This window comes from Pseudoalteromonas sp. HL-AS2, assembly GCF_031198805.1.
In the GTDB taxonomy this organism is placed as follows: domain Bacteria; phylum Pseudomonadota; class Gammaproteobacteria; order Enterobacterales; family Alteromonadaceae; genus Pseudoalteromonas; species Pseudoalteromonas nigrifaciens.
Genome location: NZ_CP133571.1, coordinates 1818973 through 1833138, shown reverse-complemented (window position 1 = coordinate 1833138; position 14166 = coordinate 1818973). Strand labels below are relative to the sequence as shown.

General features: G+C 38.7%; 12 protein-coding genes. 10 read left to right on the top strand and 2 right to left on the bottom strand.

Annotation, left to right across the window (positions count from 1 at the left end):
• Nucleotides 1-5: 5 nt before the first annotated feature.
• Entirely contained in the window at nucleotides 6-308 is a 303-nt protein-coding gene (gene ureA, locus RB215_RS08590; RefSeq protein WP_011328433.1) for an urease subunit gamma, read from the bottom strand.
• A gap of 263 nt (nucleotides 309-571) precedes the next feature.
• Nucleotides 572-1480, bottom strand: a complete 909-nt coding sequence (locus RB215_RS08585; RefSeq protein WP_179807370.1) for an urease accessory protein UreD — start codon at nucleotides 1478-1480, stop codon at nucleotides 572-574.
• Between the two features lie 1049 nt (nucleotides 1481-2529).
• Between RB215_RS08585 and RB215_RS08580 the strand changes: the two genes are divergently transcribed.
• From RB215_RS08580 to RB215_RS08535, 10 genes are all read left to right on the top strand, one after another.
• Nucleotides 2530-2697, top strand: a complete 168-nt coding sequence (locus RB215_RS08580) for a hypothetical protein (RefSeq protein ID WP_157696008.1) — start codon at nucleotides 2530-2532, stop codon at nucleotides 2695-2697.
• A gap of 92 nt (nucleotides 2698-2789) precedes the next feature.
• Complete coding sequence (locus RB215_RS08575) at nucleotides 2790-3677, top strand: LysR family transcriptional regulator (RefSeq protein ID WP_089368414.1); 888 nt, start codon at nucleotides 2790-2792, stop codon at nucleotides 3675-3677.
• A 100-nt stretch (nucleotides 3678-3777) separates the two neighbouring features.
• Nucleotides 3778-4473: a pirin family protein gene (locus tag RB215_RS08570; protein WP_193038396.1), complete on the top strand. Its 696-nt coding sequence runs from the start codon at nucleotides 3778-3780 to the stop codon at nucleotides 4471-4473.
• Between the two features lies 1 nt (nucleotide 4474).
• Nucleotides 4475-5206, top strand: coding sequence for a sulfite exporter TauE/SafE family protein (locus tag RB215_RS08565; protein ID WP_192532094.1), 732 nt, complete (start codon nucleotides 4475-4477; stop codon nucleotides 5204-5206).
• A 58-nt stretch (nucleotides 5207-5264) separates the two neighbouring features.
• On the top strand, nucleotides 5265-5888 hold the full coding sequence (locus RB215_RS08560) for a nitroreductase family protein (protein ID WP_217896478.1): 624 nt from the start codon (nucleotides 5265-5267) through the stop codon (nucleotides 5886-5888).
• Between the two features lie 1059 nt (nucleotides 5889-6947).
• Complete coding sequence (locus RB215_RS08555; RefSeq protein ID WP_182683406.1) at nucleotides 6948-7826, top strand: NAD(P)-dependent oxidoreductase; 879 nt, start codon at nucleotides 6948-6950, stop codon at nucleotides 7824-7826.
• A 139-nt stretch (nucleotides 7827-7965) separates the two neighbouring features.
• Nucleotides 7966-10227, top strand: a complete 2262-nt coding sequence (locus tag RB215_RS08550) for a chondroitinase-B domain-containing protein (RefSeq protein WP_309216220.1) — start codon at nucleotides 7966-7968, stop codon at nucleotides 10225-10227.
• Between the two features lie 4 nt (nucleotides 10228-10231).
• A complete protein-coding gene (locus tag RB215_RS08545) occupies nucleotides 10232-12448 on the top strand; it encodes a heparinase II/III family protein (RefSeq protein ID WP_309216219.1) in 2217 nt (738 codons plus the stop codon).
• Between the two features lie 5 nt (nucleotides 12449-12453).
• Complete coding sequence (locus RB215_RS08540; protein WP_011328423.1) at nucleotides 12454-12798, top strand: cupin domain-containing protein; 345 nt, start codon at nucleotides 12454-12456, stop codon at nucleotides 12796-12798.
• A 2-nt stretch (nucleotides 12799-12800) separates the two neighbouring features.
• Complete coding sequence (locus tag RB215_RS08535; RefSeq protein ID WP_011328422.1) at nucleotides 12801-14108, top strand: MFS transporter; 1308 nt, start codon at nucleotides 12801-12803, stop codon at nucleotides 14106-14108.
• The last annotated feature ends 58 nt before the right edge of the window (nucleotides 14109-14166 follow it).

Below are 14166 nucleotides of genomic sequence, written 5' to 3'. Positions count from 1 at the left end.
CTTCCTTAAACTATAGGGTTATGCACAGTGACCAGTTTGGTACCGTCAGGAAACGTTGCTTCTACTTGTACGTCTTGAATCATCTCAGCAATGCCTTCCATTACATCGTCGCGGGTCAACATTTCACGACCCAATGCCATCATTTCTGCCACTGTGCGCCCTTCGCGCGCACCTTCCATAATAGCGCAGGTGATTAGAGCAATTGCTTCTGGGTAATTTAGTTTTAGCCCTTTGGCTTTGCGTCGCTCTGCAAGTAAACCTGCAGTGAATAACATTAATTTATCTTTATCTCTGGGTGTTAATTCCATCGCTAACTCCATAGTCCTCGATGTTGTTATATTAATTACCTATGACTAATTGGCACAGGTAGTGTGTTCGCCTAAGCAAAAGCTAAGACGATATGTTTAAAATATCGGTACAGTTTTCTTCAGCCAAGAGGCTAATCATAAGCAATAACTAGGCTCTGCTTATAATTAACACCTTGGTAAATAATAGTGTTTAATTAATCACCTAAAGAGCATAGGCGATAGAATTATTGTTGTTATTTTTAGCCATGACAAACAGTTAAAAATTAGGTTAACCAAATCCGTGGTATGGTGGCTTGATGTCCGCTTAATAGCGGGCGAAGTATGTTGCGTACCTGTTCAAATAATTTCCATACTTGGTTACGTTCGTGCCCTAAATAGCGCACTAATAAAACGTCACGGCGGTAGGTAGCGGCCCAATTATTACTGGGCGGTAGTTGTTCACGCAGTGCAGCAATAGCTGCTGCTGGATCGTTTAAGCCAACAGTCCAAAATGTGCCATGTACGGTAGCACCACCTTGGCCCCATTTACCGTTAAATCTAGGGTGAGTGGGGTCTAAATTTTGACGCTCTAACCACAATGGCTTACCGTCTTGGGTTAACTTAAAACGCTGCTCAATACAGCCAGTAGCAAAGGGCAAATCACTGGCAGGGCGACCAAGGCCTAGTATTTCCCAGCCTAGGCACTTAGCTGTTTTAGCCAGTTCAATGTTAAATACTTGCAGCCCACGAGAGCCATCAAAGGCGAGGGTTTCTTGCGGTAACCACTCTAAAATGGCGTTGTCATCCACTTTTAAATTAGTAGTTTGGCTCCATGCAACCCCGTTGCTGTCGGCTTTATAAAGCTTATTGGCAGCAGGTGTGGTAATTAAACTATGCGCACCTTTAGTGAGCGAAATATCGATATTGAGCGCATCGCCACTCACAACCCCACCGGGCGGATGCAGTAAATACACGTGACAGCAACCATCTTTGCCTTCAGGGTAAAAAGGTCTTTGCACACGTAATGGACCATAATGACGAGCAATATTCATGCGCGTAACACGTGTATCGCCGCTGTTTTGAGCACAGAAGCCGAGCGTTAAAGAAGCCGCCCAGTGGCGATTGGCATCAAAGCTATGCCCAGATTTAGCGTCTGCCCGATGTGTTACGGGCATGGAGGAAAGTGTCATCATTCCAACATATACCTTTTATATCGGCCCAGCAGTGCACCTTTCGCTAAATTTATGGCTTTTCTGACGCGCAGGGGTATAGCCTTAAGATAGCAAAATCTTTAAGAACGTCCACATGTGTGGATTCGGTCAAATTGACGGAGTTGGCTTGTTAGCCTTCGCCGGATGTCAGTATGCGGGCAATTAATTGCCTGAAATTGCAAAACTGATGAAGATAAACTTCGAATACATATCAGGGTGTGTATCTACTTCCCGCAAATAGAGTCTGTTAAAGCTCAAATCATAGGGCGTGTAGAGTTGTGAGGAAATAGCTATGTTCTAGCTAGATGTTAGCTGAGGAAAATAAATTGTTCAGAAAAAAATTAAAAAAATTGCATTTTTTCAATGTGTTTAACTATTTGTTGTTATTTATTAATTAGATACGAGCTTTTACTGTTGGTACGAAATATGTACCAAAGGTTAAATTTGATTAAAATAACGCCTGTTTAAGCATTAGTACAATGCAGTACTAGCGGTTTCTAAGCTTTGGATTAGTATAAATATTAAGCCTTTGAGGGTAAAAAACACAAGCTCAGAAATAGCAATTAATGCAAATATACTTTTGCGCTAGTGTACTATTTTAGTGTTAAAATTATATTTTAGCTTAAAATACAGGCAGCTTAATAAGTTAAATTCCCTGTATGCTATGAATTATCTTTGCGATAAAACGGGCTAAATTATTTGCTGTTTTGTGCTGCAGCACTATTTACAAGTTATAGGTATAAACATTTATATAGGTATATACGTTTTAACCTAAAAATAAGACCCTAATTTAAAAGTAAGAATAAAAAACGATTATGTAAATTACCTGCATCTTTTGTGTAATTGCAATGACGTGCCACATTCTCAAAGAGAGAATGGTGCGGGCTAAAGTAACGCTATTCATTAATTAAATAAGAACAAAGGATGTTGGCTTTCGTTAAACTACAATATGAATTATAGATAATCGACTGTATATAAAATCAAAATAACATACGTTTATTTTTATAAAGCAACTTAAGAGGATGTTTATTATGGCTAAAGTGCTTAAAGCGAAAGAGCATGATATTGGTGGGTTAAATGTAAAACGCGTTTTACCTCATCAAGAAAAACGCATGGTAGGTCCATTTGTTTTCTTTGACCAAATGGGGCCAAATAATTTCCCTGAGATCCGAATAAAACTCACACCTATTTATGCATAATAACTAGGTGTGGGTTGCTCAAACTTAACTTGTCTGAAGATAATCTGCAGAATTAACAACAAAAATAAAATATAAAGCAATAAGAGGTAATCATGCTTAGAGTCACACTAGAGCAATGGCGAATGTTTCGCTCTGTGGTGCAATTTGGTGGCTTTAATCAAGCCTCACAAGGAATTCATAAAAGCCAGTCAAGTATTCATAATGCGGTGGGTAAAATAGAAAGCTCGCTCGATGTTAAGTTATTTGAAATTGAAGGGCGAAAAACTGTTTTGACTCAAGCAGGTGAGCTAATGCTTAAGCGCGCCAACTTTTTGCTTGATGAAGCCGCTAAGCTGGAAATAGTGGGTCATACTCTTGGTCAAGGCACAGAAGGGAGCCTAAAAATTGCAGTTGATGAAATGTTTCCACAAGCAAGGCTGTATAAAGTGCTTGATACTGTTTCTGCCCAATACCCAATGCTGCAAATTGAGTTGGTGGAGTCGGTACTGAGTGGGGCAAGCGAACTGATTGAGAATGCTGATGTAGATATTGCTATTTCACCGGTTGCATTAACAGAAGGTTTTAGTGAGCAACTTTGCCAAATAGACTTTATTGCAGTTGCTAATCCAGATCACACATTACATTCTTTGGGGAGAGATTTAACCGCAGAGGATTTAAAAAGTCATCGTCAAATTGTAGTGCGCGACTCAGGTATGCATCGTAAAAGTGATGCAGGCTGGTTAGGTGCTAACCAGCGCTGGACGGTGAGTCATTTACGTACTTCTATTGATATGATCTGCAGTGGTTTAGGTTTTGCTTGGCTACCTTTAACTTCTATTAAAAATGAACTAGCACAGGGCAAACTCAAAACACTCCCTTTGCAACATAACAGCAAGCGCTCTATGCAGTTGCATTTAATCTTTAAAGATGGCGACAGCTTAGGTCCAGCAGCCAGAGCTTTTTTAGCTGAACTAAGATACCAATGTGAAGAATTACAATAAACATTCTTTTAAATAGAATGATTGATACTAAAACAGCTAATTTTAATCGTATAAACACAGTAGTAAACTGGCTTCATTGAAATAGATGAAGGAATTTATAATGAAATATATAAGAAAGTCACAAGAGCGCAGCTCTGTCGATCTTGGTTGGTTGCAAAGCAAACATAGTTTTTCTTTTGGCAGTTACTACGATCCAAAACATATGGGTGTTTCAGCACTGCGCGTAATAAACGACGACATGGTTATGCCAGGTAAAGGTTTTGGGACGCACGGGCACCGCGATATGGAAATTATTTCGTATGTTATGCAAGGCGCATTAAAGCATGAAGACAGTGAAGGCAATAAGCACACTGTACCGGCAGGCGACGTACAACGTATGAGTGCGGGCAGTGGCGTAATGCATTCAGAATATAATGCATCTAACACTGACCAAGTTAAGTTTTTACAAATTTGGATACAGCCCAATAAAATGGGAATTAAACCAAGTTATGAGCAAAAAAGTATTGCGCAAAATGGTCCACTAACGCCATTACTTACACCAGAGGGCGGCGAAAATGCATTGTCAATTAATCAAGATGCAAGCTTGTCACGCTTAGTTTTAAACGCGCAACAAACGTTTATGCTGGCCTCGGGTAAGCAAATTGGTTACCTGCACATTGTAAAAGGTAGCGTAATGGTTGATGGTAAAGAATTTGCTGCAGGTGATGCCTTTGCGGTTGACCCTGCGACAGAGTTAAACCTTGAAGCAACAGCTGAACTTGAAGCTTTATGGTTTGAATTACCGGCGGATTTCTAGTATGGATATTACAACACTTGTTTTAATAGCAGCTGTTGTTGTGTTGATAGGTGTTTCAAAATCAGCGTTTGCAGGGGCACTAGGCGTGTTTGCCGTGCCGCTGCTAATGCTAAAATTGCCAGCAGCGCAAGCCATTGCACTGATGCTGCCACTATTAATTATTGGCGACATGTTAAGCGTAAGAAGTTACTGGCGAAAATGGGACGATCAACTACTTCTGCCCCTAATTCCTGGGGCAATAGTAGGTGTGCTCATTGCTTATTTAATTATAGACGTTATTAATGCAAAGCATTTACGCTTGATAATCGCCTTAATATGTATTGTTTTTTCAATTAAAAATATTTTCTTTAAAAAAAGCTCGCTTAAAATTCTCAGTAATAAAATTGGCGCGGGGATAATGTCCATGTTCTCCGGTATTACCAGCAGTTTAGTGCATGCGGGTGGGCCACCCATTATTATTTATTTCACAGCGATAGGGCTTACTCCGGGTAAGTTTGTTGCTACCGCGGCGATATTTTTCGCAATGATGAATGTAATAAAACTTATTGCAGCTTTATCGTTCGGCTTGTTAACAGGTGAGACAATTTTAACTGCACTGGCCTTTTTCCCACTGGCATTTGTAGGTAATTGGTTAGGGGTAAAAATTAATGAAGTACTGGATAAAGTGTTATTTTTAAAGATAATGAATTATTTATTGTTAGTGCTCGGTTTTTGGTTACTTTTAGGTAAGTAACTGTAAATAGATTAGTTTTTTAATTACTTAAATATTTGAACAACCACAGGAGATACTCATGTCTGAATTGAAAATGTCAAACTTAAAAGATCTACAACAATTAGCACAGAAGCGTCGCTCTATCTATGCTCTAAGCGATCAGTTGCCAGTTTCTAACGAAGAAGTAGTTAAGCTTGTTGAGCACGCGGTTTTGCATACGCCATCAGCTTTTAACTCACAATCGGCACGTATCGTCGTTTTGTTTGGTGATGAGCATCACAAACTGTGGGACATTACTGAAGAAACGCTTAGAGTTATCGTTGGTGACGACGAAAAATTTCAAGGTACTAAAAATAAAATTGCAGGCTTTAGAGCCGGTGCAGGTACGGTATTGTTCTTCGAGGACAAAGCCGTAGTAAGAAACATGCAAGAAGCTGCACCTTTGTATGCTGACAAATTTCCAATTTGGGCACAACAAAGCAGCGCTATGCATCAGTATGCGATTTGGACAGCATTGGCTAGCTTAGACATTGGTGCCAACCTGCAACATTATAATCCAGTTATCGATCAAAAAGTTGCAGATGAGTGGAACATAGCTGCAGACTGGGAATTGAATGCACAAATGGTATTTGGCGCTATCGATCAGCCAGCAGGCGACAAGGAGTTTAAACCGGTTGAAGAACGTATGAAAGTATTTGGTTAATACACTTACTTTAATATAATTTAACCAATGAAACCGTTTTGATATATTTCTAGCGGTTTCATTTTTTATAAGTAACCAATTAATCTAACATTGATTTAAACAACAGCCAAAGCGTTTAACTTTAACATTTGTAATGTTAAAGTATGACTTACTTTCTTAGTGAATAAATCAGAATACCCGCCATAGCACCTAATACCTAGCAATAGCATTCAGTATAAAATGATAAGCACTACTTCGCTTTGTAACCTCTACTTAGCTTATATTTTTAAATTAGCAATTTATAGCTTCAATAATCAAACGCTTGGCAATATAGCTTTATCCTATAAAAACAATACCGTGGCTTTCATGGTTGCTTAGGTATAGTTAGTTTAAGTCATTGTTTTCATTTCTTATTAAATTAAATTTAGGTTTATTATATCTGTAAGAAAGCGCATCTACCCTGCATAGCTTTTCTGAGAGTTTTGTTAAATTTAATTAATATTAGTTCCTTAAATCATAAATTCCCCCTTTTTATTGTCTTGAAATAAGTTGAGCCATCAATTATGCCTGCTGCTTTTTAGTAACAAAGCAAAAAAGCTTTAAATTAAATTCACAGTGTTATTACCAATTTGTCTTTTTGGGTGCACTAGGTTGGGTAGGTGCGCAATAAATATAAGTCACTTAAAATCAAAGGCTTGCCTTCCGTGGTTGTTTTTTTGTCATATTAATAACTTTATTTTCAAATGAGGAGTATGTTTTAAACCTTACTTTGTTGTTGCTTGGTAAATTATATTGGTTGACAATTAAAGTGGTTGGTAATACGGTGTTTACATTCTCAAGGGTAATTCTTTACTAATGTAACGCTTTATCAATGTAGAGAAGAGCAGTTCTAAATTAAAATTAGATTGTTTATTAAGCTAAATTATTCAGGTTGATTAAAATTGGATACTTAATTTGGTTATGGCAGCCAAAGCTTTTTGGTAAATAATTTTAATGAATTTAAATTTAAATAAAGTGTGCTTATCAGGTGTATAAATAATTCGACTATAAGTATACGTCACAATTATTGGGAGTTTTTTTATGTCAAAACCTACTATTGGTTTTATTGGCCTTGGCTTAATGGGCGGCAACATGGCCGAGAATTTACAAAACAAAGGCTACGATCTTATTGTTATGGATCTTAACAAAGAGGCGGTTGCAGCGTGTGTTTCTAGAGGCGCAAAAACAGCAAGCACAGCAAAAGAGCTTGCTGCAGGGTCAGACATTGTTATGTTTTGTCTTACAACATCTGCTGTTGTTGAAAAAATTGTTTACGCCGAAGATGGCATTTTAGCCGGTATTAAAGAAGGCGCAGTATTAGTTGATTTTGGTACATCTATTCCATCATCTACTAAAAAAATTGGTGCAGATTTAGCTGCTAAAGGCGCAGGTATGATTGACGCACCATTAGGTCGTACACCTGCACACGCTAAAGATGGTCTATTAAATATTATGGCTGCGGGCGATATTGATACATTTAATAAAGTTAAGCCAGTGCTAGAAGATCAAGGCGAAAACGTGTTTCACTTAGGTGAGCTAGGTGCAGGGCATACTACTAAGTTAATTAATAACTTTATGGGTATGACAACAGTATGTGCAATGTCACAAGCATTTGCAGTGGCTGATCGTGCTGGTGTAGACCGCCAACAACTTTTCGACATAATGTCTACAGGTCCATCAAACTCTCCATTTATGCAATTTTGTAAAAACTACGCCGTTGATAATGTAAGCGATCTTGGTTTTTCTATTGCTAATGCAAACAAAGATTTAGGTTACTTCCTGCAAATGGTTGAAGACTTAGGCACAGAGTCAAAAATTGCCGAAGGTTCTTCTGCTAACCTACAAGCTGCATTTGATGCGGGTATGGGACAGGGCAACGTACCAGAAATTTTTGATTACTTTAAGCAATTAAATAAGTAATACAAAATGGCGTTTAAATTAGCGTTTAAACGCCGCAACACACAATATTATCGATTGATTAGATTGACTGCTTTATACAAAAACCGTTGTTCAACATTCATAAAGCCTAAATTTAAATCACAATAAAAAAGAGTTAACTATGCGTCTAATGAATATAATAAAGCTTAGTCTAGTTCTCACTGGTTGCTTATCGACACAATTAGCTGCCAAAGATTATTTTGTAGAGAATAAACAAGCCTTTAATAGCATCTCAGCCGATTTAGTAGCAGGCGATAAAGTAATATTAAAAAATGGTACTTGGAATGATTTCGAAATTTTGTTTTCAGGCCAAGGAAGTAAAGCCGCCCCAATTTTATTAACCGCGGAAACTAAAGGCCAAGTAATTTTATCTGGTCAATCTAACCTTCGCCTTGCAGGTAAATACTTAGAGGTTTCAGGCTTAGTATTTAAAGATGGCTACACACCAAGCTCAGCGGTAATAGAATTTCGTCGAAATAAAAGTGAATTAGCCTACCATTCACGCGTAACTCAAATAGTGATCGATAATTATAGTAATCCAGATAAGCGCGAGTCAGATTACTGGGTTGCTTTATATGGACAACATAACCGCTTTGATCATAGCCATTTAGTGGGTAAACGAAACAAAGGGGTTACCGTTGCAGTTCGTTTAAACTCAGTGCAAAGCCAAAAAAATTACCACCGTATAGATAACAACTATTTTGGTTATCGTCCTACTTTTGGCTCAAACGGTGGTGAAACCCTACGAGTTGGCACCAGCCATCATTCATTAACTGATTCGCACACATTAGTAGAGAACAACTACTTTGACCGCACCAATGGTGAAGTAGAAACGGTTTCTATTAAAGCCGGTAAAAACATTGTTCGTAATAACGTATTTTACGAGTCGCGTGGCACATTAACACTGCGCCATGGTAACGGTAATGTTGTAGAGGAAAACATTTTTATTGGTAATGGTGTTGACCACACAGGTGGCATTCGCGTTATTAATAAAGATCAAATTATTAGAAATAACTACCTACAAGGGTTAACCGGCTATCGTTTTGGTAGTGGTTTTACAGTTATGAACGGTGTGCCAAACTCATCTATTAATCGTTATCACCAAGTTGAAAACGCAACAATTGAAAACAATACATTTGTAAATGTTAGTCATATTCAACTTGCTGCAGGTAGCGATGCTGAGCGCAGTGCTGTACCAAAAAATAGTGTAATGAACAATAATTTAATTATTAATCAAGACGCTAAGCAACCATTTTCGACATTTGATGATGTTAGCGGGTTAGTATTAAGTAACAATATAGCAAATACTAAAGTGCTCTCTGAGCTTGAATATGGTGTAAAACAGCAAAGTATTACACTTGAAAAAGCAAGTAACGGCTTACTTTACCCTTCATCTAAAAGTGTAAATGTGGGTGCAAAGCGCGACCTAAAAGTACTTAAAAAAGAAGACACCGGTGTTAGTTGGTATGCAAAAGTACCAGCAATAGTTGAGTTTGACTCAGGTAAAACGCATGTTGTTAAAGCCAGTGCTAGTGCGTTATTAAATGCTATTGATAATGCACAGTCGGGTGATGTGCTTGAACTTGCACCAGGGCAATATGATGTGTCTAAGCTTGTTGAAATTAATAAAACCTTGACCATTAAAGCGAAGCAAAGCGGTAAATCAAAACTTACCTTTCAACGCTCTACCTTATTTGAAATACACGATGGCGGTAACTTAAAACTAGAAGGGCTACTTATTTCTGGTGAATATGCACCAGATGCTATTGATAATAGCATTGTGCGTACGCAAAAGTGGGGCATGCTTGATAACTATCGCTTTGTAATGACCAATTCAAAATTAATTGCTTTAGATATTAACCATTCATTCCACTTTTTTGTTACCGGAAAAGGCGCTATGGCTGATGAAATTATTCTAACAGGTAATAGCTTTACAAATGTGACAGGGGATATTTTACGCTTAAATACTGAAATTGAAGATTTAGGTGTTTATAACGCTGAATACGTAACGGTTAATAACAATACCTTTAATGATGTAGAAGGCAGCCTAATTAAGCTTTATCGAGGTGGTACAGACGAAAGTACATTTGGCCCTCATTTAGAAGTGATTAATAACACGCTTAATAATGTTGGTTTTGGGGCGCGTAATAAAGCACAAGCAAGCATTTATGTGCATGGTGTTCAGGTAACAAATATTAAAGAAAATGAATTTGTTAAATCGGCCCCAATTGTTGTTGAGCATACGGTAGGGGAGCCAAAAACTGAGATTTCAAACAATACATTTAATGCCACAAAAACACCTAATGTTAAAGAGCTAATAGTTAATGGCCCTCACATGGCGGTGTTAAAAAATAATAACGTTTTAAATAATAAGGCAGATTAATATTATGTATTTATTAAAATGCCAAACACGTTTTAAAACAGTTGCTATAGCGGTATCTACCTTGTTTTTATCATTGGGTGCGCATGCCGCGCACCCAAACTTGGTAATTACTACAGATGATGTTAAGCACATGCGCCAAGCAATTAGCATTAATAGCAGTGGCAAGTTTGCCACTGCGTTTGAGCTGTTTAAAGCGCAAGTAGATGAGCAAATAGCACACCCTATTACAGTGCCTGTACCTAAAGATGGTGGTGGTGGTTATACACATGAACGCCATAAAAAAAATTACCAACTTATGTACAACGCTGGCATTATTTATCAGCTAAGCCAAGACGATAAATACGCCAATTATGTGCGCGATATGCTACTTGATTACGCCAAATTATATCCAACATTGGATGTACACCCACAGCGTAAGGTTGACTCTCAAAACCCTGGTAAGTTTTTTTGGCAAAGCCTTAACGAAGCAATGTGGCTTGTGTACACAATACAAGCATACGATCTCGTTTATGATTCGTTAAATGCCGCAAATATTAAAACAATAGAGAACGATTTATTACGCCCGGTTTCATTATTTACATCGGTAGGCCAACCATCAACATTTAATAAAGTACATAACCATGGTACGTGGGCAACTGCGGGTGTAGGTATGGCAGGCTATGTGCTGGGTGAGCCAGAGTGGGTAGAAAAATCGTTATACGATTTAGAAAAGTCGGGTAAAGGCGGCTTTATTAAGCAGTTAGAAATGCTGTTTTCGCCACAAGGTTACTACAACGAAGGTCCTTACTATCAACGCTTTGCACTACTGCCGTTTGTAACGTTTGCGAAGGCAATTGAAAACAACGAACCACAAAGAAAAATATTTGAATACCGCGATGGTATTTTATTAAAAGCGATTGATACCACTATTCAACTTAGCTACAACGGTTTGTTTTTCCCAATTAACGATGCAATAAAAAGCAAAGGTATAGATACCATTGAGCTGGTGCATGGTGTTACTACTGCTTATGGCTTAACAAACGACGCGGGTTATTTAGATATTGCTAAACAACAAGAGCAAATAATTCTCTCTGGCGATGGCTTAAAAGTAGCACAAGCACTCGATAGCGATATGGCAAAACCTTATTCGTTTAAATCGGTTGCTTTTGGTGATGGTAATGACGGTAAGCAAGGTGCTTTAGTGGTTATGCGTACCCAAGTAGGGGGCGATCAGGCTTTATTGTTTAAGCCAGCAGCACAAGGTTTAGGCCACGGTCATTTTGATAAGTTAACGTGGCAGTTTTATGACCACGGTAACGAAATTGTATCTGATTATGGCGCCGCCCGTTTTTTAAATGTAGAGGCCAAATACGGCGGGCGCTACTTACCTGAAAACGAAACCTATGCCAAGCATACGGTTGCACACAATACTGTTGTGGTTGATGAAACCACACACTTTAATGCCAATGTAGATGTGGGTAATAACAACCATCCTACACTAAACTTTTTTGAAACCAATGAGTTTGGCACAGTATCAAGTGGTGAAATAAGCACCGCGTATAAAGGTGTTGAACTTGAGCGTACCTTGGCATTAATTAATTTACCAGAGCTTGAAAGCAGCATTGCACTGGATGTATTTAATGTTGCTGCCGATAACGCGCATCAATTTGATTTACCACTGCATTACAAAGGTCAGCTTATTGATACCAGCTTTGAATTAAAAGCCAGTACAACTCAGCTTGCTGCACTTGGGTCTAAAAATGGTTATCAGCACTTATGGCTAAAAGGGCAGGCACAACCACAAAATGGCTTAGCTAAAGTAACTTGGCTTAACGATAACGGTCGTTTTTATACGCAAACCAGTTTGGTGAAGGGTGACGAGTCGTTTTTGTTTACTCAAATTGGTGCAAACGATCCGCAATTTAATTTACGCAATGAAAACGGTTTTATTCGCCGTGTAAACGCGCAAAAGCAGCATACGTTTATATCGGTATTAGAACCCCATGGTGAATACAACCCAAGTAAAGAATATACATTAGAAGCGGTTAGTCGAGTGTCGGCACTTAAATATACCGAGCAAGATGACTTAGTACTTGTACAACTGAGTATTAAAGGTAAGTCGTATTTAGTGGCTATAAATAAAGCTCATAGCACAATAAAAAATACATTTAAATTTCAAAATAAAGTATTCACCTTAAATAGCCGACTGGGCGTTTATGCGATGAACAATAACCAGGAGTAAACAGGATGCAAAAGCAAAGTGCACACTTTTCATTTGGCAACGAAACTGAAATTGAAGACTTAGGTAATGGCTTAAAGCGTCAAATGCTGGGTTATAACGAAGAACTAATGGCCGTTAAAATTTGGTTCGAAAAAGGGGCTATTGGCTATAACCATGCGCATAGGCACTCCCAAGTTACTTATGTTGTTGAAGGTGAATTTCATTTTAATATTGATGGCGTGACTAAAATATTAAAGCCCGGTGATAGTTGTTTAATACCTCCTTTTGCTGATCATGGCGCAACCTGCCCAACGGGTGGTATTTTAATTGATACCTTTAGCCCAGCTCGTGAAGACTTTATTGAGGAATAATTATGCAACTTAAAGGCTTACGTTGGTGGGTTATCGCGCTAATTGCGCTTGCCACTATTATCAATTATATCGATCGCCAGGCACTGAGTGTACTTTGGCCAGACATAGTTGAGGATTTATTCCCGGATGAATCGGCGTTAGAGCGTAAACAAATATACGCTAATATCTCTATTGTGTTTGTGTTTTCTTATGCTTTTGGCCAAGCCATATTTGGTAAAATATTTGACTGGGTAGGCACACGACTCGGCTTTGTTTTATCAATTGGTGTTTGGTCGCTTGCAACAATTGCACATGCATTTGCCCAAGGTGTACTTAGCTTTAGCTTTTTCCGCGCTATTTTAGGTGTGGCCGAAGCAGGTAACTGGCCAGGTGCTGCTAAAGGTAACGCTGAATGGTTTCCGACTAAAGAACGTGCTTTAGCACAGGGTATTTTTAATTCTGGCGCGGCAATTGGCGGTATTATTGCCATCCCTTTAATTGCCTATTTAACAATTTACTTTAGCTGGCAAATGGTGTTTGTTGCTATTGGTGTTTTAGGTTTTCTTTGGTTAGTGCCGTGGTTAATTTTAGTTAAAGCGCCGCCTAGCTCTCACCCTTGGCTTACAGCTCAAGAACGAGAGTACATTTTAACGGGCCAAAGACGTGTTGATGATAATGGCGATGTAACAGACGAAGAGGAAGAAGAATACAACCCTTCTACCGCAGAGCTGTTGTGTCGTAAGCAAAGTTGGGGCGTAATTATTGCCTCGGCAGCGATTGATCCTATTTGGTGGCTGTTTGTTTTTTGGATCCCTATTTATCTAAACGAAGTGTATGGCATGGATGTTAAATCTATTGGTATATACGGATGGGTGCCTTATGTTGGTGCTATGTTTGGTGCATGGTTTGGTGGCTTGTTAGCGCAAAACAGGCTCAAATCTGGTTGGAATACCGATAAAACACGTAAACTTACCATAACATTGGGCTGTTTAATTATGCTACCGGCACTGCTTGCAATGGCTAACCCAGGTGGCCCAGTAACAGCGGTACTTATTATGGCGGTTATTTTATTTGGTTTTCAAACAGCCATTGGTAACGTACAAACATTACCGAGTGACTTACTGGGTAAAAAGGCTGTGGGCACACTATCAGGTTTCTCTGGTATGGCGGCAAAGTTAGGTGCTGTAGGCCTTACATCTTTGGTTCCTATACTTACTGCCGATGGTAATTATGCGCCAGCATTTATTATTGGTGCCTCATTAGCAATTATTGCAATGGCTGCTGTTTGGATCCTTATTCCAAAAATAGAACCTCTTAAAAAGCCTCAATAATCTCGATACTAACTGCTATGCCACTGTGTTTTATAAAGCGCATAGCAGTTAACTACAT